The 23,554-nt window shown below is 70.4% G+C and carries 20 protein-coding genes; 16 read left to right on the forward strand and 4 right to left on the reverse strand.

The window, feature by feature from the left end:
- Window positions 1–46: 46 nt before the first annotated feature.
- From aroC to ABZ717_RS09170, 8 genes are all read left to right on the forward strand, one after another.
- Window positions 47–1,228 carry a chorismate synthase gene (aroC, locus tag ABZ717_RS09135; RefSeq protein WP_358507550.1) on the forward strand — a complete coding sequence of 394 codons (1,182 nt, stop codon included), beginning with the start codon at window positions 47–49 and terminating at the stop codon, window positions 1,226–1,228.
- A 157-nt stretch (window positions 1,229–1,385) separates the two neighbouring features.
- Entirely contained in the window at window positions 1,386–1,904 is a 519-nt protein-coding gene (locus ABZ717_RS09140; RefSeq protein ID WP_358507552.1) for a shikimate kinase, read from the forward strand.
- A complete protein-coding gene (gene aroB / locus ABZ717_RS09145; RefSeq protein WP_358507554.1) occupies window positions 1,901–3,001 on the forward strand; it encodes a 3-dehydroquinate synthase in 1,101 nt (366 codons plus the stop codon). The genes ABZ717_RS09140 and aroB overlap by 4 nt, the downstream gene beginning before the upstream one ends.
- Window positions 3,002–3,139: 138 nt before the next feature.
- Entirely contained in the window at window positions 3,140–3,703 is a 564-nt protein-coding gene (gene efp, locus ABZ717_RS09150; RefSeq protein WP_358507556.1) for an elongation factor P, read from the forward strand.
- On the forward strand, window positions 3,703–4,116 hold the full coding sequence (nusB, locus tag ABZ717_RS09155) for a transcription antitermination factor NusB (RefSeq protein WP_358507558.1): 414 nt from the start codon (window positions 3,703–3,705) through the stop codon (window positions 4,114–4,116). The genes efp and nusB overlap by 1 nt, the downstream gene beginning before the upstream one ends.
- 68 nt (window positions 4,117–4,184) lie before the next feature.
- Complete coding sequence (locus tag ABZ717_RS09160) at window positions 4,185–4,982, forward strand: methyltransferase domain-containing protein (RefSeq protein WP_358507560.1); 798 nt, start codon at window positions 4,185–4,187, stop codon at window positions 4,980–4,982.
- A 118-nt stretch (window positions 4,983–5,100) separates the two neighbouring features.
- Window positions 5,101–6,387 (forward strand): DNA polymerase IV, encoded by a 1,287-nt coding sequence (locus tag ABZ717_RS09165; protein WP_358507562.1) that lies wholly within the window; start codon window positions 5,101–5,103, stop codon window positions 6,385–6,387.
- Window positions 6,388–6,631: 244 nt separating this feature from the next.
- Entirely contained in the window at window positions 6,632–7,051 is a 420-nt protein-coding gene (locus tag ABZ717_RS09170; protein ID WP_358507564.1) for a DUF3040 domain-containing protein, read from the forward strand.
- A gap of 179 nt (window positions 7,052–7,230) precedes the next feature.
- Here the strand turns inward: ABZ717_RS09170 and ABZ717_RS09175 are convergent, their stop codons facing one another.
- From ABZ717_RS09175 to ABZ717_RS09185, 3 genes are read right to left on the reverse strand one after another with little or no spacing between them, the layout of a single operon-like run.
- Window positions 7,231–9,567, reverse strand: a complete 2,337-nt coding sequence (locus tag ABZ717_RS09175; RefSeq protein WP_358507635.1) for a DUF3488 and transglutaminase-like domain-containing protein — start codon at window positions 9,565–9,567, stop codon at window positions 7,231–7,233.
- Between the two features lie 8 nt (window positions 9,568–9,575).
- Window positions 9,576–10,817 (reverse strand): DUF58 domain-containing protein, encoded by a 1,242-nt coding sequence (locus ABZ717_RS09180; RefSeq protein WP_358507566.1) that lies wholly within the window; start codon window positions 10,815–10,817, stop codon window positions 9,576–9,578.
- 38 nt (window positions 10,818–10,855) lie between these two features.
- Window positions 10,856–11,848, reverse strand: a complete 993-nt coding sequence (locus ABZ717_RS09185; protein ID WP_358507568.1) for a MoxR family ATPase — start codon at window positions 11,846–11,848, stop codon at window positions 10,856–10,858.
- A 384-nt stretch (window positions 11,849–12,232) separates the two neighbouring features.
- Between ABZ717_RS09185 and mraZ the strand changes: the two genes are divergently transcribed.
- The 4 genes from mraZ (at window position 12,233) to ABZ717_RS09205 (ending at window position 16,388) form a co-directional block, all read left to right on the forward strand.
- Window positions 12,233–12,664, forward strand: coding sequence for a division/cell wall cluster transcriptional repressor MraZ (gene mraZ, locus ABZ717_RS09190; RefSeq protein WP_358507570.1), 432 nt, complete (start codon window positions 12,233–12,235; stop codon window positions 12,662–12,664).
- Window positions 12,665–12,936: 272 nt separating this feature from the next.
- Entirely contained in the window at window positions 12,937–13,965 is a 1,029-nt protein-coding gene (gene rsmH / locus ABZ717_RS09195) for a 16S rRNA (cytosine(1402)-N(4))-methyltransferase RsmH (protein WP_358507637.1), read from the forward strand.
- A 9-nt stretch (window positions 13,966–13,974) separates the two neighbouring features.
- Window positions 13,975–14,418, forward strand: a complete 444-nt coding sequence (locus tag ABZ717_RS09200; protein ID WP_358507572.1) for a hypothetical protein — start codon at window positions 13,975–13,977, stop codon at window positions 14,416–14,418.
- Complete coding sequence (locus ABZ717_RS09205; RefSeq protein ID WP_358507574.1) at window positions 14,415–16,388, forward strand: penicillin-binding protein 2; 1,974 nt, start codon at window positions 14,415–14,417, stop codon at window positions 16,386–16,388. Before ABZ717_RS09200 ends, ABZ717_RS09205 begins: the two co-directional genes overlap by 4 nt.
- 54 nt (window positions 16,389–16,442) lie before the next feature.
- On the opposite strand, the gene mmuM is transcribed toward ABZ717_RS09205, so the two are convergent.
- Window positions 16,443–17,342, reverse strand: coding sequence for a homocysteine S-methyltransferase (gene mmuM, locus ABZ717_RS09210; RefSeq protein ID WP_358507576.1), 900 nt, complete (start codon window positions 17,340–17,342; stop codon window positions 16,443–16,445).
- 141 nt (window positions 17,343–17,483) lie between these two features.
- On the opposite strand from mmuM, the gene ABZ717_RS09215 reads away from it, so the two are divergent.
- From ABZ717_RS09215 to murD, 4 genes are all read left to right on the forward strand, one after another.
- Entirely contained in the window at window positions 17,484–19,148 is a 1,665-nt protein-coding gene (locus ABZ717_RS09215) for a UDP-N-acetylmuramoyl-L-alanyl-D-glutamate--2,6-diaminopimelate ligase (RefSeq protein ID WP_358507578.1), read from the forward strand.
- Window positions 19,149–19,537: 389 nt separating this feature from the next.
- Window positions 19,538–20,980 (forward strand): UDP-N-acetylmuramoyl-tripeptide--D-alanyl-D-alanine ligase, encoded by a 1,443-nt coding sequence (murF, locus tag ABZ717_RS09220; protein ID WP_358507580.1) that lies wholly within the window; start codon window positions 19,538–19,540, stop codon window positions 20,978–20,980.
- Window positions 20,977–22,050, forward strand: a complete 1,074-nt coding sequence (mraY, locus tag ABZ717_RS09225; RefSeq protein WP_358507582.1) for a phospho-N-acetylmuramoyl-pentapeptide-transferase — start codon at window positions 20,977–20,979, stop codon at window positions 22,048–22,050. Before murF ends, mraY begins: the two co-directional genes overlap by 4 nt.
- A 4-nt stretch (window positions 22,051–22,054) precedes the next feature.
- Window positions 22,055–23,521 (forward strand): UDP-N-acetylmuramoyl-L-alanine--D-glutamate ligase, encoded by a 1,467-nt coding sequence (gene murD, locus ABZ717_RS09230; protein WP_358507583.1) that lies wholly within the window; start codon window positions 22,055–22,057, stop codon window positions 23,519–23,521.
- The last annotated feature ends 33 nt before the right edge of the window (window positions 23,522–23,554 follow it).

Genomic DNA, 23,554 nt, shown 5'->3' on the forward strand with positions numbered 1-23,554 from the left:
ATCCCGAGTGCGACCTCGGGTCATGGTTCGTGGGAGGATCGTGCACATGTTGCGTTGGCTGACCGCGGGGGAGTCCCACGGACCGGCACTCGTCGCGATTTTGGAGGGCCTCCCGGCCGGCGTGTCCGTCACCTCTGACGACATCGCCGCCGCGCTGCTCCGACGCCGCGCCGGGTACGGTCGAGGCGCCCGGATGAAGTTCGAGAAAGACCAGGTCTCCGTCATCGGAGGCATCCGACACGGCCGTACCCAGGGGGGACCGGTCGCCATCGAGGTCGGGAACACCGAGTGGCCCAAGTGGGAGAAGGTGATGTCGCCGGACCCGGTTCCCGCGGAGGAACTGGAGAGCCTGGCGCGTAACGCCCCGCTGACCCGGCCCCGTCCCGGTCACGCCGACCTCGTGGGCATGCAGAAGTACGGGCACACCGAGTCCCGCCCCATCCTCGAACGGGCCAGCGCCCGCGAGACCGCGGCGCGCGTGGCCGTCGGGGAGGTCGCTCGACGGTTCTGCCACCAGGCGCTCGGCATCGAGATCCTCAGCCACGTGGTCTCCATGGGACCCGTGGCCGTACCCGAGGGCACGCCCGAACCCGGCCCGCGAGACCTCGCCGCGATCGACGAGGACCCGCTGCGCTGCTTCGACGCCGCCACCAGCGCCCGCATGGTCGAGGAGGTCGACGACACCAAGAAGTCCGGGGACACCCTGGGCGGAGTCGTCGAGGTGCTGGCCTACGGCCTGCCGCCCGGCCTGGGCAGCCACGTGCACTGGGACCGTCGTCTGGACTCCCGCCTGGCCGGTGCCCTCATGGGCATCCAGGCGATCAAGGGCGTGGAGGTCGGTGACGGTTTCCGCACCGCGGCCCGCCGCGGTTCCGAGGCCCACGACGAGATCGAGCCCGGCCCCGACGGTGTGCGCCGTCGCACCAACCGCGCCGGTGGCGTCGAGGGCGGCATGTCCACCGGTGACCCGCTGCGTGTGCGCGCCGCGATGAAGCCCATCGCCACCGTGCCCAACGCGTTGGACACCATCGACATCGAGACCCGCGAGCCCACCAAGGCCAACCACCAGCGCAGCGACGTCACCGCGGTCCCGGCCGCCGGCGTGGTCGCCGAGGCGATGGTGGCCCTGGTCATCGCGGAGGCGGCCATCGAGAAGTTCGGCGGCGACTCGGTCCCCGAGACCGCCCGCAACCTCCAGAGCTACCTGGACTCGTTGACGATCCGCTAGAGGACCGACCCGGCCCGCCCCTCCCCGAAGGGCGGGCCGGCCCTCGACACCGTTCGTACTCGCCGCCGGGGGCTTTCTGCTAGACAAGAGGACGAACGGCAGCGACTTCCCCTCCCACGCTCGTGGGAGGACGTGACCCCCGATAGGTAGGCAGAGCGTGGCAAGAGCGATCGCGGTCCTCATCGGTTCGCCCGGTTCGGGCAAGTCCACCGTCGGCGAGGCGTTGGCCCGCCGCCTGGACTCGGACCTGTTGTGCACCGACACCGAGATCGAGAAGCGCGCGGGCAAGCCCATCGGCGACATCTTCATCGAGGACGGCGAGGAGCACTTCCGCGCCTTGGAACGCGAGGTCGTCGCGGAGGGGCTGCGGGCCTGGGAGGGCGTCATCGCGGTCGGTGGCGGCGCCGTCCTGGACCAGGAGACCCGCAAGGACCTGGCCGAACACCACGTGGTCTACCTGCAGGTCGACTTCGGTGAGGCCGCCAAGCGCGTGGGCATGGACGTGGCCCGCCCCCTGCTGTCCGGCAATCCACGCACACAGCTGCGCAAGCTCCTCAACGAGCGCCTGCCCGTCTACGAGGGTCTGGCCTCGGTGACGGTGCCGACCACGGACCTGCACCCCGAGGAGATCGTGGACACCATCGTCTCCTCCCTGCCCGGAAAGGCCGACCAGTGAGCGTGACCCGCATCGGTGTGGGCGACCCCGCCGGACGCTACGACGTGCTGGTCGGAGAGAACCTCCTGAACGAGCTGCCCGGACTGGTGGAGGGCGCCGCGCAGGTCGCCGTCATCCACCCGGAGGGCCTCACCGGCATCGCCCAAGGCGTGGTCACCGCGCTGGAGGCCGGTGGATACACCGTCCGCCCGATGCCCGTGCCGGACGGCGAGGCCGCCAAGACCGCCGCCGTCGCCACCGACCTGTGGTCCAGGCTGGGCTCGTTCAACTTCACCCGCAGCGACGCCGTGGTCGGCGTGGGCGGTGGCGCCGCCACCGACCTGGCCGGATTCGTCGCCGCGAGCTGGCTGCGCGGGGTGCGTTCGGTGCTGGTTCCCACCACGCTGCTGGGCATGGTCGACGCCGCCGTGGGCGGCAAGACCGGCATCAACACCCCCGAGGGCAAGAACCTCGTCGGCGCCTTCCACCCGCCGGCGGGGGTCCTGTGCGACCTCACCACCTTGGAGGGCCTGCCCAAGGCCGACTACATCGGAGGCCTCGCGGAGATCATCAAGGCCGGGTTCATCGACGACCCCGTCATCTGCGAGCTGATCGAGGCCGACCCCGAGGGCGCCACCACCCCCGGCGGCGAGCACACCCGGGAGCTCATCGAGCGCGCCATCCGCTTCAAGGGCGACGTGGTCTCCGGTGACCTCAAGGAGAGCGGGCTCCGGGAGGTCCTCAACTACGGCCACACCCTCGGGCACGCCATCGAGCGCGCCGAGAACTACACCTTCCGGCACGGCTACGCCGTCGCGATCGGCATGGTCTTCGCCGCCGAACTGGCCCGTCTGGACGGGCGAGTCGACCAGGCACTGGTCCGCCGCCACCGCGACGTCCTGGCCTCGGTGGGCCTGCCCACCTCCTACACGGCCCAGTCCTGGGAGGCGCTGCGCGCCACCATGAGCGTGGACAAGAAGGCCCGTGGCAACACCCTGCGGTTCGTGGTCCTGGACGGCCTGGCCACCCCGGCGATCCTCGCCGGCCCCGCCCCCGAGCTGCTCGACGAGGCCTACCGCTTGATCTCGGGCGACACCGGCGCGCCGCGTTTCCACTAGACTGCGAAGGGAAGGCGGGGAGCGTCCATGGGCCGTGAAACAGCACGGTAACGGGCCCCACGCCTCGTCACACCGATCATCGACCGGGCCGCCATGTCCGGTTTCCGACGTGTCAAACCTCTTGGAGAGACGACCGAAGTGGCCACGACGAACGACATCAAGAACGGCTCCACCCTTCGACTCGACGGCGGCGTCCTCTGGAATGTCATCGAGTTCCAGCACGTCAAGCCGGGCAAGGGCGGCGCGTTCGTCCGTACCAAGCTGAAGAACGTCCTCACCGGCAAGACCGTCGACAAGACCTTCAACGCCGGCATCAAGGTCGAGTTCGCCAACGTGGACCGCAGCGACATGGAGTACCTGTACCACGACGGTGATTCCTTCATCTTCATGGACAACCAGACCTTCGACCAGCTCCCGGTCCCCGAGGCCGTCGTCGGCGACGCCAAGGGCTTCCTGCTGGAGAACACCAAGGTCACGGTCGCCACCCACGAGGGCAACCCGCTGTACATCGAGATGCCCGCCGCCGTCGAGCTGGAGATCACCCAGACCGACCCGGGCGTCCAGGGTGACCGCTCCACCGGCGGCACCAAGCCCGCCACGGTGCAGACCGGCGCCACCATCCAGGTGCCCCTGTTCGTCACCACGGGCGAGCGGGTCAAGGTCGACACCCGCACCGGTGACTACCTCGGGCGTGTCAACTGATGAGTGGTGCACGGCGCAAGGCACGTAGGCGCGCGGTAGAGGTCCTCTATGAGGCCGAGGTGCGCGGCACGACGGTCGAAGACGTCATCAAGCGTCGCCTGGCCCAGCCCGAGCCGCCGATCAACGAGTTCACCGAGCGGCTCGCCCGCTCCGTCGACGAACGACGTGAGCGTATCGACGAGCTCCTCAACGAGTACGCCATCGGGTGGACCCTGGAGCGCATGCCGGTGGTCGACCGCAACATCCTGCGGATGGGCGCCTTCGAGCTGCTGTGGGCCGACGACATCCCCGACGGCGTGGCGATCGCCGAGGCGGTCGGTGTGGCCAAGGAGCTGTCCACCGACGATTCGCCCAACTTCATCAGCGGACTTCTGTCTAGGCTGATGGAGAACAAGTCCACGCTCTCGCTCTGAGGCGCCCTACCGGCGACGACGCCCGCCGGCGCTTCGGGTGAGGGGCCACGAGCTGAATGAGGGAACAGGTGACTGACAGCAGGGGCACGTCCGAGACCGCCACCGGTGGTTTCGGAGTGAGCGGTTTGACCGGCCCGGCGCGCGCGGCCAACGCCGCACGGACCGCGGTGGTGTGGGACGCGCTGTCCCGGCTGCTGGCCCGCCTGTCCGAGGACGGTCCCCTGGAGATCGTCGACGCGGGCGGGGGCACCGGGGGAGCCGCCGTCCCGCTCGCCGAGTTGGGTCACCGGGTGACCGTCGTCGAACCCAGCCCGGACTCGCTCGCCGCCCTGGAACGCCGAGCGGCGGAGAGCGGTGTGACGGTGCGCGGGGTCCAGGGGGAGACCCGGGACCTGGCGTCCCTGTTCCCCGAGGGCGGCGCCGACCTGGTGCTGGTGCACAACGTCCTGGAATACGTCGACGAACCGGCCGCCGCGCTGGCCGACGTCGTGGGGATCACCCGGCCCGGAGGCGCGGTGAGCCTGCTGGCTACCAACGCGGTCGCCGGGGCCCTGCACCGCGCCCTGGCCGGGCGGATCAGCGAGGCCCACCACCTGCTGTCGGACGCCGACGGCCGGTGGGGCGAGGCCGACCCGATGCCACGACGTTTCACCCGTCAGCAGCTCTTGGAACTCATCGCCCGGACCGGTCTGACCGGTGAGAGCATCCGTGGGGTACGGGTGTTCGCCGACGTCCTTCCCGGGCACGCCTGGGAGGGGGACGCGCAGGCCGGCCAGCACCTGGTGGAGCTGGAGAAGGCCGCCGCGGACCACCCGGAGCTGCTCGGTATCGCCACCCAGCTGCACGTCATCGCGCACCGGGCCTGAGCGGCCCTCGCATGTACGACACCGTCGCCCCGCTCGACCGGATCACGTCCGGGTCGGCGGGGCGACGAAGTTCCCGGGCCCGGACGGGTCGGTCCGGGGCAGCACATAACCTGGACGCATGAGCCGACGTCAACTGGAGCGTGGGGCCGCGTTGCGGGGAGTGGTGACCCGTGACGCCATCGTGCCCCTCGACTCGGGTTTCCCCCTGGACGGCTCCGGTCCCGACTCCGACTGCGACATCCTGCACCTGGACATGGACGCGTTCTTCGCCAGCGTCGAACAGTTGCGCCGTCCCCAGGCGCGCGGCCGACCGGTGATCGTGGGCGGTACCGGGCCGCGCAGCGTCGTCTCCTCCGCCGACTACATCGCCCGCCGTCACGGCGTGCACTCGGCCATGCCCATGGCCCAGGCGATGCGTTTGTGCCCGCAGGCCCTGGTCTTCCCACCCGATGGCAAGGCGTACCGGCAGGCCTCCGAGGCCGTCATGGACATCCTGCGTTCGGTCACGCCGCTGGTGCAGCCGCTGTCCTTGGACGAGGCCTTCCTGGACGTGTCCGGTGCCCGTCGACGGCTGGGCGGTCCCGCCCGCATCGCGGCGATGATCCGGGAACGGGTCCGTCGCGAGCAGCGCCTGACCTGTTCGGTGGGGGTGGCGGCCACCCGTTTCGTGGCCAAGCTCGGCTCCACCCACTGCAAGCCCGACGGGATGTTGGTGGTGCCCACCGACACCGTTCAGGGTTTCCTGGACCCGTTGCCGGTGGGCGCCCTGCCGGGTGTGGGAGACAAGACCGAACGTGTGCTGGGCCGGCTGGGGCTGCGCACCGTAGGAGCCCTGGCCCGCACCGATCCCGAACTGCTGCGGATGGAGCTGGGAGACAAGGCCGGCACCCGCCTGACCGAACTGGCGCGTGGCCGGGACCCCAGCCCCGTGGTGCCGGACACACCGGACAAGAGCCTCGGCGCGGAGGAGACCTTCGCGGAGGACGTCGACGACCCCCAGACGATCGATCGCGAACTGCTGCGCCTCTCCGAGAAGGTGGCGCGCCGGTTGCGCGCCTCCGGCCAGATGGGGCGCACGGTGAGCCTGAAACTCCGTCGGGCTGACTTCTCCACCGTCACCCGCTCGCGCACCCTTCCCGAGGCCACCGACGTGGCCCGGGAGATCAGCACGGTGGCGCGTGAACTCCACGCCGCCTCGGGGCTCAAGGGCGTCCCACTGAGGTTGGTGGGTGTGCGGGTGGAGGGCGTGATCGCCGAGGGACAGAACCACCGACAGTTGGCACTGGGAGAGGAGGACACCGGTTGGCGTGACGTTGAACGGGTTATGGACCGTGTGACGGCACGTTTCGGGCCGGGCGCGATACAGTCGGCAGTGTTGGCCAAACGTGACGAAAACGACGTATGATACGGCAACTTCCGGGGCCCTCTGAGCGTTGTAAGAGTAGAACCGGAGTGCAGGGTAAGAAGAGAGGCATGGAAGCCGGTGTTTCCTCAAGAGGGCGAGGGTATCGTGGCTGTGGTGGGCCAGGTACACACGCAGCTTTTCTTTCCATCAGGCGCTAGCGCCCCGTATTCTGGGCATACCACCGAGCAAGAGACAGTTCATCAGTACCCGTCACCCCAACCGGGGACTGCCGTAGGGAGGCGCCGTGCCGCTCTCTGAACACGAGCAGCGCATGCTCGACCAGATCGAGCGGGCGCTGTACGCCGAGGACCCGAAGTTCGCCAACACCGTTCGGCAGACGAACCCCTCGGTGCATTACAAGCGCTGGATCATCAGGGCCGGGGCCGGTTTCATCACCGGTATCGTGCTGCTGCTTCTGGGACTGCTGCTGAGCAACCCCGACACCTCCATGGTGTTGCCGGTGAGCATCAGTGTCCTCGGTTTCGTCTTGATGCTGGCCTCCTTCCTCATGGGGGCCAACGCATGGCGCAAGGCGTCCGGAGGCGGTGCCGAGATGGCGGCCGAGGAACCCGAGCCCAAACGCCGCAAAGGCGATAAGCGGCCCGGGATGATGAACCGGTTCGAGGAGCGTTGGCGACGCCGCCAAGAGGGCGACGACCAGTAGACGACCGGTGACCGATCGGCGGGATCCGTTCCGCCCCGGGGCCGGGTGTTCCCCGAACACAAGAGGTTTCACGTAGGTGGGGCCCGTGGAGGACCGATGGTGGTCGTCCACGGGCCCCACCTACGTGTATGGGCCCTTCGTATGGCCCTGAAAGCCGTGTGGGCCTCAGGGCGGGCGGGTCAGACCAGGCCGGGGACCGGCTCCGCCTCGACCCGGGGCCGACGCCAGGGTGCCAAGGATCGTGGCGCCAGCACCGCACGCCACCGCCGACCGGTCGTGACCGACCCGGACAGCGCCGCCACGACGGTGACCAGGTCACCCTGAAGCCCCTGAACGGGCCGCGGTTCGGGGGCGTATCGAGCACCCTCCTCGGCCAGGGCCAACCGCCACAGGGCGCCCCCGGCCTCCTCCCCGAGCCCCCTCTCGCCCATGGTGGCCAGTCGCGCGGCGGTACTTCGCGGACTCTCGGTCAGGTCCCAGGTCATCCCCAGATCCAGACAGGTGTCGCGCAACTCCCGCCAGGCGGTGTGCGCGGCCGCCGGCCCACCGGTGGTCACCGCGGACCGGCGTGCCCGGCGCAGGAGTGCGCGGACCAGCGCGGGCAGTGCCGCCGCCGACAACACCAACAGGCCGACCAGGAGCGCGACCGGCCACCCGGACGGACCCTGGCCACCGCTCACCGCGCCGGTCTCGTCCAACCCGTCGGCGGCCGCGTCCGACCCCTCGTCCGGGGACTCGCTCGCCTCCGGGGTGGTGGAGGGCTCCTCCTCGGGTGACGCCTCGGCCTCGGGCTCGTCCTCGGTGTTCGGTTCGGGGGCGACGTTGTCCGGCAGTTCGTCCACCCCGGCGCTGTAGTCCGGCCGGGAGGCGGTGCCCTGCCCGCCGTCGGGGTCGGCCGGGGTGGGCTCGAACCGCACCCAGCCCGACCCCTCGAAGTACAGCTCGGGCCAGGCGTGGGCGTCGCTCGCCGCCACCGTCCACCGGTCCTCACCGCTGGGCTTGCCCGCGGTGTAGCCCACCGCGACCCGGGCGGGGATCCCGGCCTGTCTGGCCATGACCGCCATCGCGCCGGCGTACTGCTCGCAGTAGCCGATCCGGTCCTCGAAGAGGAAGTGGGTGAGCGGGTCGGTGCCCTCGGGTACCGGCGGTGGACTCAGGTCATAGGTGAAGTCCCCGTCGACGAAGAACTCCTGCAGGGCCAGGGCGCTCTCGTAGTCGGAGTCGGCGCCCTCGACGAGGGTGTCGGTGAGCTCTTGCACCCGCTCGTCCAGGTCCTGCGGTAGGTGAAGCCGGTCGTCGGTCAGGGAACGCGGCGGCCCGGCGGTGTCCAGCTCGCGCGCCCCGGGCCGGTTCTCCGCGGAGGTCACCACGAAGTTGTAGCCGCTGGGCGGGGTCTCGGTGGTGAACACCATCAGGCTGCTCTCGTCCACGTACCAGTCCCCGGCGATCTCCACCGAGCGGGCCGGGTAGGGCAGTGGAAGGAAGTCCATCGGTGGGGTGTCGGAGTCCAGGGAGATCCGTGTGGTGACGAGCCCGTCCTCGTCGGGTTCGACCGCCAGGCCCGGGGGAGTGGGCAGCGTACCGTCGACCCCGCTGTCCCGACCCGCGTGCACCGGCGTCATCGTCCAGTTCTCACCGTCGAACTCGTCGAGGGCGAAGGTGCGCAGGTACTCGGGTTCCTCGTCGTCGGTCCGGTAGGTCAGCACGGTGCGGTCGGAGTCGGCCCCCAGGTCCCGGCGCAGGGACACCATCGGGTGGGTGGTGGTCACCGAGTCGTTGGCCGCGATCCCGCTCTCGGCCAGCGTGTAGAGGGCATCGGTGCGCAGCGAGGGCAGGGCCTGCGGCAGCGACAGGGCGAGGGCGACCGCCACCACCGAGACGGCGGCGGCCAGACCCACGCGACCGACCACGCCGTCGGGGGGCGCGCCGGGCCCGCGCCCGGTGGAGACACGCGTCCCCCACTCGTGGGAACGGGCCCACATGTCCACCGCCAACAGGGCGAGGAAGCCGATCGCGGTGATCGCGGCCGGACCCCAGGACATCCCGGCGTCGTCCACGAACAGCGGCACCACCAGCAGCGAGAGCAACAGGCCACCGACCATGCCGGGGCAGCGGGTGGTCACGGCGAGGAAGTCCGCGGTCATCGTGAACACCATGAACACCATGGCGATGATCACGGTGAGCCCCGGCGTGGGCGATACCGGAGGGGTGTTGGTGCTGACGGTGTGCAGGCCCTCTACGAACAGGGCCCCGGTGTGGTCGAGCGTGTCCAGTGTGGGCAGGAAACCCAGAACGGTGGTCTCGGGAGCGAACAGCGGCGCGTACAGCAGCGACACCGCGAACAGCTGGAGGAAGGGCACGGCGAAGGCCCCGCCCACCAGCGACCGGTACGCCGTGGAGACGAGCGCGACCACCGTCATGAGCACGGCGGCCGGCACCCACCACGCGTCGCCGCGGACCAGGCCGCTCAACAGGGGGAGTGAGGCCAGCATCGTGACCAGGGTGGCCAGGGGCATCAACGCTCTCAACGCGGGCCCTCCCAGGGGTTCGGTGTCGCCGCGGCGGCGGGAGAGACGGCGCCGTGCCACAGGGCGGGAAGTTCGGCGGGCTCGGCGACGGGGAGGACCCGCCAGCCGTTGGCGGACAGCAGGTCGCCCACTCGTCGCGGGGCCTCGGCGTCGGGCCAGGCGGCGTTGACGCACAACACCGCCACCCGTGTCGCGGAACCGCCGACTCGGGACAGGGCGACGGCGTCTTCGGTGTCCAGGGCGCCCAGGACCGCGACGACCAGCCCGGCCGAGGTCCCGCGCACTCCCTCCAGTTCGGCGACGCCACCGCCGAGTCGGGAGGTGTCGGAGGCCTCCACCACGGCGAGTCCGTCCAACACACCGGTGGCGTGTTCGGTGGCCAGAGGGCCGCGATCGGTGTGGAAGCGCAGTTCGTGCCCGTGTTCGAGCACGTGCAGGGCCACCGACGCGGCCACGCTCACCGCCGTCTCCAGGGAGTCGCGCGGGCCGTCGCCGGCATGGGCGTCGACGCGGGTGTCGAGTAACAGGGTGCTGTGTTCGCGCCGGTGCTGTTCGTCCCGGCGCACCATCAGTTCGCCGTGCTTGGCGGTGGAACGCCAGTGCACCCGGCGCAGATCGTCGCCGTGGCGGTAGGCCCGGGGGATCGGGTCCTGCTCGCCGACACCGGTCACCGACCGCCGGGGGGCGTCCTCCCCGGGTGAGCCGTCGGTGGGGCCCCGCTCGGGCAGGGGTACGAAGCGGGGCGTGACCAACAAGGGGGTGGGTGAGCCCAGGGAACGGGTCACGCGAACACAACCCAGCGCGTCGAGCACGCTCACCCACAAGGGCCCCACCGGGTAGCGACCGCGAACGGGCGGACGCACCAGGTAGGTGATGTCGCTGACGGCGCGTGGCCCCAGGAAGCCGACGGTGAAACGGGGTTCGTGACCGAGTCGGACCGGCAGGGCGTCCTGGAGACGGACCCAGCCCACCGGCCAGACGGGGGAGCCGTTGCCGACGCGGACCAGGACCTGGGCCTCGGTGCCCGCGGGGATCCGGCGAGGGCGCAGGTCACGGCTTTCGACGATGCGCGCGGACGCTCCGATGAGCGTGAGCGCGCCGATCGCCGGCACCAGGATCAGGAGCAGTCCGACACCGACGATCTCGCGTTGACCGACGACGAGACCGCTCGCGAGCGCGACCGCTCCGAAGAACAGCATCAGGCCGCCACGGGCGGTGAGGGTGCGTTGCGGGCGCATCGTCCGTCTCTGGGTGGGATCGGGCGCTGCCGTAAGGGTCAGCGGGGTCCGGGCACGGGAAGTCGAGCGACCAGCTTGGCCACGATCTGTTCGGGACTGAGGCGTTCCATATGGGCCTCGGGTCCGGGCAGGAGCCGGTGGGCCAGGACGGGCACGGCCAACGTCTGCACGTCGTCGGGCACCACGTAGTGGCGGCCCTCCAAGGCGGCGTGGGCGCGGGCCGCGCGCACCAGGTGCAGGGTCGCGCGGGGGGAGGCGCCGAGCTTGAGTTCGGGCGCGGTACGGGTGGAGTTGACCAGGTCGACGACGTAGCGGCGCATGCCGGGGGCGACGTGGACGTGCTGGACCCGTTCGACCAGGTCCCGGATCTCGGCGGCGTTGGTGACGGGGGCCAGGTCCTCCAACGGGGAGCGTGACCCGTGGGAGTCGATCATGTCGAGTTCGGCCTGCGGCGAGGGGTACCCGACCGAGACGCGGGCCATGAACCGGTCCCGCTGCGCCTCGGGCAGGGCGTAGGTGCCCTCCATGTCCGAGGGGTTCTGGGTGGCCACCACCATGAAGGGGCGCTCCAGGGCGCGGGTCTCGCCGTCCACGCTGACCTGTCGTTCGGCCATGCACTCCAGCAGGGCCGACTGGGTCTTGGGCGAGGCCCGGTTGATCTCGTCGCCGAGGACGATGTTGGCGAACACCGGGCCCGGGTTGAACTCGAACTCGCCGCGGTCCTGGTGGTAGACGCTGACGCCCGTGATGTCGCTGGGCAGCAGGTCCGGGGTGAATTGGACGCGTTGGACCGAACAGTCCACCGCCCGTCCCAGGGCTTTGGCCAGCATGGTCTTGCCCACGCCGGGGACGTCTTCGATGAGCAGGTGGCCCTCGGCGAGCAGAACGGTCAGCGTGATGCGCAGAACGTCGGGTTTGCCTTCGATGACCGTCTCGATCGCGTCGCGGACGCGGTCGGCCACGGTCGCGACGGCGTCCACGTCCTCTCGGACGTCACCCCCGTGACCGTCGTGCTGTGTGCCGAGTGACACGAGACCCCTCTCGCTCCATATGCCTCGGTGTATCGATCCGAGGCTAGGCCCAATCAGGCCCTAAGCAAACCAAAGTGCCGAAATAGGCCGTGGAATGGGGGACCTGCGGAGCAATGTTCCACATGGTCCGGAATGGTGCTTCTGATCATCGGTGGGAGCGGGGGTCCGGGAAGCCGGGCGGATGCGAGGAGCCGGCCGGGGGTGGCGCCGCGGCGCCCGGGCCCTCCGCCGCCCCACCCGAACACCACTGCTGTGACCTGCGCATTCAACGATCCTTCCAGTGCCGCGCGCCGATTTGAACTGTTGACGGTGGGGGAGAGTGGAGTAAGGTGGAGCAGCGTGGAGAGGGTGAATTCTCCACTCGGGGGGTGAGGGGGTGAGCGTGTGTTCCTCGGCACCCACACACCTCGCCTCGATCAGAAGGGACGGCTGTTCCTTCCCGCGAAGTACCGCGACGAACTGTCGGGGGGTGTGGTGATCACGAAGGGCCAGGAGCGCTGCCTCTATGTCTTTCCGACGGACGAGTTCGCTCGTCTGACCGCAGCCCTGAGCTCCGCACCGGTCACCGCCAAGGCGGTTCGCGACTACGGCCGGATTCTCTTCGCCGGCGCGTCGGATCAGGACTGCGACAAGCAGGGCAGGGTCACCGTCCCGCCGAAACTGCGCGAGTACGCGGGCCTGGACCGGGAGTGCGTCGTCATCGGCGCCAACACGCGTTTGGAGATCTGGGACTCCCAGGCGTGGTCGGACTACGAGGCCGAACAGGAGCAGGAGTTCGCGCAACTCTCAGAGGAGGTGCTGCCCGGGGTGCTGTGAGCGGGGCGGTCCTTTCTGCGCCGCGCGGACGGCACTACGTCCATGCAATGCCGGGACCGGCGGTGGTCTCCGGACACGAGACACGAGCTGGCGCGACTTCCCCGGTGCCAGGTCGTGGACGCTGGACCCACCGAAGGGTGGACAATAGCGGCCGTGTCCGGAGGCCCACCGGTGACTCCCGGCCGGGCCACGCGAAGGACACCGTGACGCGCCCCCGGGGCGCGCTCATGGACTCAGGGGGAGACCGCGACAGCGTGGAGGAACAGCACCGCATGGGGGAGACCCGCAAGCACGACCGTCCCGACGGGGACGAAGCGTCACAGGACCACGACGACCTCGGTGACACCGCGCAGGCCCATGTGCCGGTGATGCTGGACCGGATCGTCGAACTGCTCGCCCCGGCGCTCACCCGCCCCGACGCGGTGCTCGTCGACGGCACCCTCGGCCTGGGCGGCCACTCCGAGGCACTGCTCAAGGCCTGCCCGAACCTGCGGCTGGTCGGTGTGGACCGCGACACCACCGCTTTGGAGCGCAGCGCCGAACGACTGAAGCCCTTCGCCGACCGCACCCACTTCGTGCACGCGGTCTACTCGGAGATCCCGCGGGCCCTGGACGAGGCCGGGTTCGACCGGGCCGACGCCGTCCTGCTCGACCTGGGGGTCTCCTCACCCCAGCTGGACGAGAGCGACCGCGGGTTCGCCTACGCCCAGGACGCGCCCTTGGACATGCGCATGGACCGCACCCAGGGACTCACCGCCGAAGAGGTCGTCAACGACTATCCCGTCGGTGAGCTCATCCGTGTCCTGCGCAACTACGGCGAGGAACGCTTCGCGCCGCGCGTGGCCAAGGCCATCGAACGCCGCCGCGCGCAGGGCCGCATCACCTCCACCAGGGAACTGGCCGACCTGGTCCGCGAGTCCATCCCCGCCGCCACCAGGCGTACCGGAGGGCACCCCGCCAAGCGCGCCTTCCAGGGGCTACGCATCGAGGTCAACGCCGAACTGTCCATCCTCAAGGAGACCCTGCCCGCCGCCCTGTCCCGGCTGGCCATGGGCGGACGCATCGCGGTGCTGTCCTACCACTCCCTCGAAGACCGGATGACCAAGAAGGCCTTCGCCGCGCTGGCCACCGACACCACGCCTCCCGACCTCCCGGTCCCTCTCCCGGACCGGCAACCGGAACTGAAGCTCCTCACCAGGGGCGCCGAACTCCCCACGGACGAAGAGAACGAACGCAATCCGCGCGCGCAGTCAGCCCGGCTCCGGGCGGCCGAGCGTGTGCGCGAACCGTCGCGGCAGTAGGGAGAACAGATGGGCACGAAGACGGACACCCGCCGCAACGGCAAGGACCGCGGACGCACCGGGACCACCACCCGTACCGCCGCGCCCCCACGCTCGGTGCGCACCAAGGCGCCGGCCGCCAAGGCACGCGCGACGGGGGGAGCCGCGGCGAGTCGCGCCCCGAAGATCCCCTTCGTGCTACTCATCCTCTGCCTGTTGGGCGGGGCCCTCATCAGCCTGCTGCTGCTGCGCAGTCTCGTGGCGCAGGAGGCCTACGCCATCACCAGCCTGCAGTCGGAGAACCGCGAGATGTCCTACGAGGAACAGCGGCTCCAGGAGTCCGTCGCCCACCTGGAGACCTCCGACCGCATCGCGGAGGAGGCGGAGGAGATGGGGATGGAGCCGGGCGAGGCCCCGCTCTTCCTGGACTTGGACAACGGTGAGATCACCGGGGACGCTGGGAGCGATGATTGAGCACGCCTCGGGACCGACGCCCACGTGACCCCCGCCGACCCGGAGCGACCAGCCGCTCCGGGTCGCGGCCGAACAAGGGCTCACAGAGGAGACCGAACCGGCCGGCCCAGAGCGGGCGGGCTCGGGCCGGTGGCGGATCCGGTGGCACGGGCCGTCCGGTACGGCGGGGGGAACGCCCCCGCCGTCGGTCGAGTCCGCCGCCGCCCCCACCGTTGCTGCGTCGTACCTTCCGAGCCGGCGACCCGCGTAAGCGGATCAAGGCCGGTGGGGTCATCATCGTGGTGATCCTGATGCTGTTCGCCGGACGCCTCACCCAGATCCAGGGGATCGACGCCGAGACCTACGCCGAGGCCGCGGCGAACCTGCGCATGCAGACCATCGACATCCCCACCCTGCGCGGGCAGATCACCGACTCCGAAGGCAACCCCTTCGCCCTGTCGGTGGAGGTCCGCAACGTCTTCGTCGACCCCGAGGAGGTCGCGGAGGACGAACGGGACCGGCTCATCGACGAACTGGTGAGCCGCTTCGACCTGGAAGAGCAGGACGTGACGGCCAAGGTCGACGCCAAGCCGAGCCGCTACCAGATCGTGGCGAAGGACATCTCGCCCGGCGACTGGGGGGAGTTCAGGGAGCTCGGCTTGAGCGGAGTGGGCGCCGACGTCGACTACAACCGGGTCTACCCCGACGAGACCGGTGCCTCCGACCTGATCGGTTTCGTCGGTGCCGAGGGGCACGGCCTCGAAGGCCTGGAGGGCTACATGGACTCCACGCTCGCCGGTGAGGCCGGCAAGCGGCAGGTCGAGGTCGGCCAGGACGGCACCCAGATCCCCATGGCCGGCGGTCTGGTGCGCGAACCCGAGGCCGGTCAGGACGTACGCCTGACCCTGGACCGTGACCTGCAGTGGTACGCCCAACAGGCGTTGGCGAACCGGGTCGAGGAGCTGGAGGCCGAAGCGGGCAGCGTCGTGGTCTCCAACAAGGAGGGGGAGATCCTGGCCATGGCCGACTTCCCCACCTACGACCAGACCGACATCGCCTCCTCCGAGCCCGAGGACCGGAGCAACGGGTCGGTGGCCTCCACCTTCGAGCCCGGCAGCACCAACAAGGTCATCACCTTGGCGGCCGCCCTGGAGGAGCAGAAGACCACCCCGGAGACGGTCTACACCGTGCCCTACGCGCTCCAGTACTACGACCAGACCTTCCGCAACTCCAGCAACGACGGCACCCAGCGCCTGACCACCAACGGGATCATGGCCCAGTCCAGCAACGTGGGCACGATCAAGATCGCCGATCAGGTGGGCGCCTCGGTCCTGCACCGCTACATGACGAACTTCGGTCTGGGACAGCCCACGGGCCTGGCCCTGCCGGGTGAGGAGGCCGGTGTGCTCAGCGATCCCGACGACTGGTGGGGCACCCAGCTGCCGTCGGTGTCCATCGGACACGGTCTGTCGGTCAACGCCGTGCAGATGGCCTCGGTCTACGCCACCGTGGCCAACGGGGGAGTGCGGGTCGAACCGACGCTCGTCTCGGGAACGGTCGACCCGGAGGGCGAGTTCACCAAGGCCGAGGAGCCCGCCCGTCAACGGGTGATCAGCGAGGAGACCGCCGAACAGCTCCAACTGATGCTGGAGGCGGTCACCAGTGACGAGGGAACCGCGCCGCAGGCCCGCATCGACGGCTATCGGGTGGCCGGCAAGACCGGCACCGCCAACCGGATCGACCCGGAGACGGGCCGCTACGACGAGGGCGGCTACACGGCCACCTTCGCCGGGTTCGCCCCCGCGGACGACCCGGAACTGGTGGTCCAGGTGGTGCTGCACAACCCGCAGGGCACCTACTACGGCGGTGAGGCGGCGGGCCCGGTGTTCAACGACATCATGTCCTTCGCGCTGAAGTCCTACAAGGTCCCCCCGACCGACGAGGAGGCCCCGGCCATCCGCCTGGTGGAGGACGAGGACGCCGACGGCTGACACGCGCACCACCCGGGGCGGGCCGCCTGCCGGCCCGCCCCGGGGTACGCCGTCCTAGCCGGGGTGGCGGTCGTCCACGGCTTCGCGGAGGGCACGGATGTGGGCGGGGCCGGTACGGCAGCAACCGCCCACCAGCACGGCGCCGTCCGAGCACCAACCGGCCGCCGCCGCGGCGAAGCCCTCGATGTCGGTGGCACCGGCCCACGTCCGGCGTCGGGCGTCCCACACCTCACCCGAGTTCGGGTAGGCCACCGAGGCCAGACCCACCGAGGCCACCTCCCGCACCAGGGCGGACACGTTCGACGGCGGAACGCAGTTCACGCCCACGGCCACCACCCGCCCCCGCCGGTACAACGGCGCCAATCCCTCCGCCACCTTGCGCAGCGGCGTGCCATCGGCGATCCGAGTGTCGTCGGCGCACGAGAAGGAGAACCACGCACGGACCCCCGGAGTCTCCGCCACCAGGCGGGCCAGTGCCCGGGCCTCGGCGGCCGACGGCAGCGTCTCGCAGGCCACCAGATCCGCACCGGAGTCGGTGAGCACCCGCCACCGCTCCCGGTGCCACCGGTACAGCCCCTCCTCGTCCAGGTCGTAGTCGCCGGTGTACTCCGACCCGTCCGCCAGGGCCGCGCCATAGGGGCCCACGCCCGCCGCCACCAGACCCGAGCCGAACGCGTCCCGTTCGGTCACCGCCAGTTCCACCGACCGCGCCAGCAACCCCAAGGCCTCGGCGCGCGAGTACCCATGGGCGGTGAACCCGTCGACGCTCGCCTGATAGCCGGCGGCGATCGCCACGTCCGCGCCGGCCTCGAAGTAGTCGCGGTGCACCCGCGCGATCAGTTCCGGCTCCCGCGCCAACAGTCGGGCCGACCACAGACCATCTCCCAGGTCACGGCCGTAGGCCTCCAACCGCGTCGCGAGTCCGCCGTCCAACACCAGTGCCCGGTTCGCCAACGTGACCACCCTTCTCGACCCACCTGTCCCAACCCGGACGAAAGGCCACACCATCCCCTGCCGGGGAAACGCGGACCGGCCCAGCGTGGAAATTACCGACCGGCCCCCCACAGCCGTTAATCTCCAGACGTGCCACCGGTAATGCGACCTGAACACTCCAAACTCCGTCCACTGTCCGACCTGGCGACGAAGCTCGGTCCGGACACCACCCTGCTGCGCCCGGACCTGGATCCGGACCGGCCCGCGGACATGCCTCCACGTGAGATCCACGTCCGCGGCATCACCCACGACTCTCGACAGGTCGGCCAAGGCGACCTGTACGTCGCCCTGCCCGGAACCCGCGTCCACGGCGCCCGGTTCTCCCGGCAGGCGGCCGACGCCGAGGCCGCCGCGATCCTGACCGACGCCGACGGCGCCGACGAGGCCGTGGCGACCGGCCTGCCCGTGGTCGTGGTCCCCGACGCGCGCGCCGCGCTCGGCACGGTCGCCGCCTGGGTCTTCGACGAGCCCGCCCGCGACCTGCTCCTGGTCGGGACCACGGGCACCAGCGGCAAGACCACGATCAGCTACCTGATCGAGTCCGGGATGCGCCAGGCCGGGATGAGCACCGGCCTGATCGGCACCGTGGAGATGCGGGTGGGCGACGAACGCGTCGCCTCCTCCCTGACCACGCCGGAGGCCACCGACCTGCACGGCCTCTTCGCCGTCATGGCCGAACGCGGCGTCACCGCCGCCGCCATGGAGGTCTCCAGCCACGCCCTCGCCCTGGGCCGGGTCGGTGGCGCCCGCTTCGACGTGGCGATCTTCACCAACCTGTCCCAGGACCACCTGGACTTCCACTCGGACCTGCGCGACTACTTCGACACCAAGGCGCTCCTGTTCACCCCCGAGTACTGCGACATCGCGGTGGTCAACGTCGATGACCGCTTCGGTCGCGCACTGGTGGACATGGTGCAGCCACGCGGGGACGTCCCCGTCACCACCTTCGCCGTGGAGGGCTTCTCCGACGCCGACCCCGAGAGCGCCATGGAAGCGGACTGGAACGCCGTGGACGTCCACCTGGGGGCCACCGGCAGCACCTTCCGCGTCGTCGGACCCGGCGGCATGGAGGCCAAGGCGTCCGTGGCGCTACCGGGACCCTTCAACGTCTCCAACGCCATGGCCGCCATCGTCGGTCTGGTCGAGGCGGGTCTTCCGATGGAGACGGCCATCGCCGGAGTCGCCGCGGCGCCCGGCGTCCCGGGCCGTATGGAACAGGTGGAGGCCCGCGAGGCGGCGCAGCCACAGGACTTCACCGCGCTGGTCGACTACTCGCACAAACCCGGCGCCATCGAAGCCGTCCTGAGCGCCCTGCGCGCCACCACCGAGGGACGGGTCACCATGGTGGTCGGCTGTGGCGGTGACCGTGACCGGGCCAAACGCCCGCTCATGGGCGAGGCCGCCGCGCGCCTGGCCGACCACCTGATCATCACCAACGACAACCCGCGTACCGAGGACCCGGTGACGATCGCCACGGCGATGCTCGAAGGGGTCGCCAAGGTCCCCGAGGATCGACGGGCACGTGTCACCGTGGAGTTCGACCGGGCCGAGGCGATCGGTCTGGGCGTGGCCCGCACCGGCCCCGGCGACGTCGTCGTGGTCGCCGGAAAGGGCCACGAGACCGGCCAGTACGTCAAGGGCGAGGTCCTGCCCTTCGACGATCGTGAGGTGCTGCGCGGGGCCATCGAGGACGCGCTGCGCATCCGGGCCGGGCAACGGCTCGGGGACGCCCTCCGGGACGTACACCGCGCACCGGACCAGGGCTGACACTCCGACACACCGAAGACGCGCCGAAAATGGTGCCGTCCACTCACCGGGACACGGCCTGTGGCCGTGTCCCGGTCACATCGAGCGCCCTGACGTGTGCGTATCACTCTCGGTATGGCCCTTGGCGGTCACGAAGTGGAGCATATTGGCGTTCACAGGGCCCCGTCGGGACCCCGGACGCCCCAACATGTTCTAAGGTAGGTCCGGCAATCGCAGCCCGATAGTGCCGCCCCACGTGGCGCCCATGACCCGGCATCGTCGGGTCGTCAGTGGCCCGGTGTGGCACCGCGCGCACGGTATCCGCGGTGCCATCCCCTGACCCGAAACCCGAGGCCGGGTGGCCAATGCCCTTGGGGCGCTGTGGGCCGGGCCTGACCTGAGGAGTGGATTTGATCGCGCTCACGCTCGATCGGATCGCTGAGATCACCCAAACCGCCATCGGCGGATCAGCGCCCCCGGACGCCGTCGTCGACGGCCCCGTCGTCATCGACTCCCGACTGGTGGAGTCCGGAGCGCTCTTCGTCGCGCTCAACGGAGAGAGGGTCGACGGACACGACTTCGCCGAGTCCGCGGTGGCGGCCGGGGCGGTCGCCGTCCTGGCCTCGCGCCCGGTCCCCGCACCGCACCTGCTGGTGGACGGCGGAGACGACGAGGTCGTAGCGGCCCTGGCCCGTCTGGCCAGGTACGTGGCCGGTGAACTCGGCGATCCGACGCGCGAGGACGCCACGACGCGGATCGTCGGCGTCACCGGCTCCTCCGGCAAGACCACGACCAAGGACCTCATCGCCCAGGTCGTGGGTCGTATGGGGGCCACCGTGGCCCCGGCCGGCTCCTTCAACAACGAGATCGGCCACCCGCTCACGGTGCTGCGTGCCGACACCGACACCCGCCACCTGATCCTGGAGGTCGCCGCGCGCGGCATCGGGCACATCGCCCACCTGTGCCGCGTCGCCCCGCCCCGGATCGGCGTGGTGCTCAACGTCGGCAGCGCGCACATGGGCGAATTCGGTGGCCGCGACGCCATCGCCAAGGCCAAGGGAGAACTCGTCGAGGCGCTCCCGGCCGGCTCCGAGCGGCGCGGCACGGGCGGCCTGGCCGTCCTCAACGCCGACGACCCGCTGGTCCGCGCCATGGCCTCCCGCACCGACGCGCGCGTCGTCCTCTACGGCACCGCCGAGGACGCCCACGTGCGCGCCACCGACATCACCACCCAAGACAGCGGAGCCCCGGCGTTCACGCTGCACCTGAACGGCCGCTCGACCCGAGTCCGACTGGGACTGGTCGGCGCCCACCAGGTGAGCAACGCCCTGGCCACCGCCGCCGTCGCCGACGAGCTCGGCATGGACATCGAAGACATCGCCGCAGCCCTCGGCGCGGCCACCCCGGTCAGCCGTTGGCGGATGGAGGTCACCGAACACGACGGTGTCACCCTCGTCAACGACGCCTACAACGCCAACCCCGAATCGATGCGGGCCGCGCTGACCACCCTGGCCTCCTTGGCCAGGGAACGCCGCGCCATCGCCGTGCTCGCCCATATGGCGGAGCTCGGGGAAGAGGGCGACGCCGAACACGAGAAGATCGGCGAGTTCGTCGCCGACATCGGCGTGGACCACCTGGTCGTGGTCGGGGAGGCGGCCGAGGGCATCGCCATCGGTGCCGAACGCGCCGCCGACCGGTGGAGCGGTGAGAGCATCCGAGTTCCCGACGCCGAGGCGGCAGCCGAAGCGGTGCGCGAGCGGATGCGCACAGGAGACGTCGTCATTGTGAAGGGATCGCGCGTGGCTGCGCTCGAAAGGGTTATCGACCTCATCACCAAGGGTGATGACCAATGATCGGGATCACCATCGCGGCGGCGCTCGCGCTGATCGTCTCCATGCTGCTGATGCCGCCGCTCATCAAGCTCCTGTACCGGTTCAAGTTCGGACAGGAGGTCCGCGACGACGGACCCGAGGGTCACAAGACCAAGCAGGGCACGCCCACCATGGGCGGCATCGTCATCATCCTCGGTGCGGTGATCGGTTACTTCGGCTCCCACCTGGTGCTGTGGATCGTCCAGCCGACGGCCTCCGGGCCCACGGCCTCCGGTCTGCTGGTGATGTTCCTGTTCGTCGGCATGGGCTGTGTCGGCTTCCTCGACGACTTCATCAAGATCTACAAGCGCCGCAGCCTGGGTCTGCGCAGTGGCGCCAAGATGGTCGGTCAGGCCGTCATCGGTGTGGGCTTCGCCTACGGCGTCACCCAGTTCCCCAACGGGTACGGCTACACCCCGGCCGCCCCCCAGCTGTCCTTCCTGCGCGACTTCGGACCGCCGCTGATGATCGGCGTGTTCGTCATCTGGGCGCTGTTCCTCATCGTCGGGTTCTCCAACGCGGTGAACCTCACCGACGGTCTGGACGGCCTGGCCACCGGCGCGGTCATCCTGTCGCTGGCCGCCTACGTCATCATCGGCAACTGGCAGCTGCGACAGTCCTGCGTGGAGGCCCTCACCTCCAGCTGTTACACGGTCCGCGACCCCCTGGACCTGGCCGTCGTGGCCTCCGCCGTGCTCGGCTCCTGCATCGCCTTCCTGTGGTTCAACGCGCCCCCGGCGAAGATCTTCATGGGCGACACCGGTTCGCTGGCCCTGGGCGGTCTCATCGTGGGTCTGGCCATCACCACCCGCACCCAGCTCCTGCTGCTGATCATCGGTGGACTGTTCGTCATCATCACCCTGTCCGTGATGATCCAGATCACGTCGTTCCGCCTCACCGGCAAACGCGTGTTCCGCATGGCGCCACTGCAGCACCACTTCGAGCTCAAGGGCTGGGCCGAACCGACCATCGTGATCCGTTTCTGGATCATCCAAGGTCTGTTCATGGCGGTGGCGATCGGCCTGTTCTACCTCGAATGGATGCCAAGCTAGAGGCATGCCGCACCACCGTTCTTCCACCTCCCCGACCACCGCGCCCGCCGAAGGCGAGAACCCCTTCGCGGGCGCGTTGGTCTGTGTCGCCGGTCTCGGAGTCTCCGGTCCCCCCGTCGCCAGGGCGCTCCTGGCGCAGGGGGCCCGGGTGGTCGTCGTCGACGGCCGTGACGACGAGACCACCCGCGCCGTGGCCGCCGAACTCACCGAGGCGGGCGCGAGGGTCCTCCTCGGTGACACGCCCCTGCCCGAGGGTTGCGACCTGGTCGTCACCTCACCCGGCTGGCGTCCCGACTCGCCGCTGCTGCTCCGCGCCGCCGAGGCCGGCGTGGAGGTCATCGGCGACGTGGAACTGGCCTGGCGGATCAAGCCCGCCGACCAGGTGTGGCTGGCCATCACCGGCACCAACGGCAAGACCACCACCGTGCGCATGCTCGAATCGATCCTGCGCGCGGACGGCCGCGACGCGCTCGCCGTCGGCAACGTCGGCACCCCCGTCATCGACGCGGTCCGCCCGGACGCCGACGGTCACGTGTACGACGTCCTGGCCGTGGAACTGTCCAGCTTCCAGCTGCACTGGGCCGACAGCCCGCGCCCGCACGCGGCCACAGTCCTCAACATCGCCGCCGACCACCTGGACTGGCACGGCGGACTCGACCCCTACGCCCGAGCCAAGGGCAAGGTGTTCGCCCGCGGCACCGTGCGCGTGGTCAACACCGCCGACGAATGGTCGGTGCGCCTGGCCGAGGAGGACGGTGACCCGCACACCCCGCTGGTGGGCCTGCGCCTGGACACCCCGCGCGCGGGTGAACTGGGCGTGGTCGAGGACCTGCTGGTGGACCGGGCCTTCGTCGCCGAACCCCACAGCAGCGCCGAGGAACTGGCGACCCTGGGCGACGTCCGCCCGGCCGCCCCGCACAACGTCGCCAACGCCCTGGCCGCGGCGGCCCTGGCCCGCTCGATCGGTGTGACCGCCGACTCGATCCGCGCCGGTCTGAACGCGTTCGTCCCCGAACCCCACCGGATCGCCCACGTGGCCAAGGTGGCGGGAGTGGACTACGTCGACGACTCCAAGGCCACCAACCCGCACGCCGCCGCGGCCTCCCTGAACTCCTACGAGTCCGTGGTGTGGGTGGCCGGCGGGCTGCTCAAGGGCGCCGAGGTGGACGACCTGGTCGCCGAGGCCGCCGCCCGATTGCGCGGCGTGGTGCTGATCGGCGCCGACCGGGCGCGCATCCGGGAGGCCTTGGACGAGCACGCCCCGGACGTGCCGGTGGTGGAGGTCGAGGGACCCGCCGCCGACGCTCCTCGCGAGCACACCGTCATGGACGTGGTGGTCGGCGAGGCCGCCGCGTTGGCCCGGGAGGGTGACACGGTGCTGCTCGCCCCGGCCGCCGCGTCCATGGACATGTTCACCGACTACCCCGAGCGGGGCCGCTTCTTCTCCGAGGCCGTCCGCCGCCTCGGTTGAACCACCGATATCGCACCCAGGGTCATCGGACGA

The sequence above is a fragment of the Nocardiopsis sp. NPDC006832 genome (assembly GCF_040635885.1).
Taxonomy (GTDB): Bacteria; Actinomycetota; Actinomycetes; order Streptosporangiales; family Streptosporangiaceae; genus Nocardiopsis.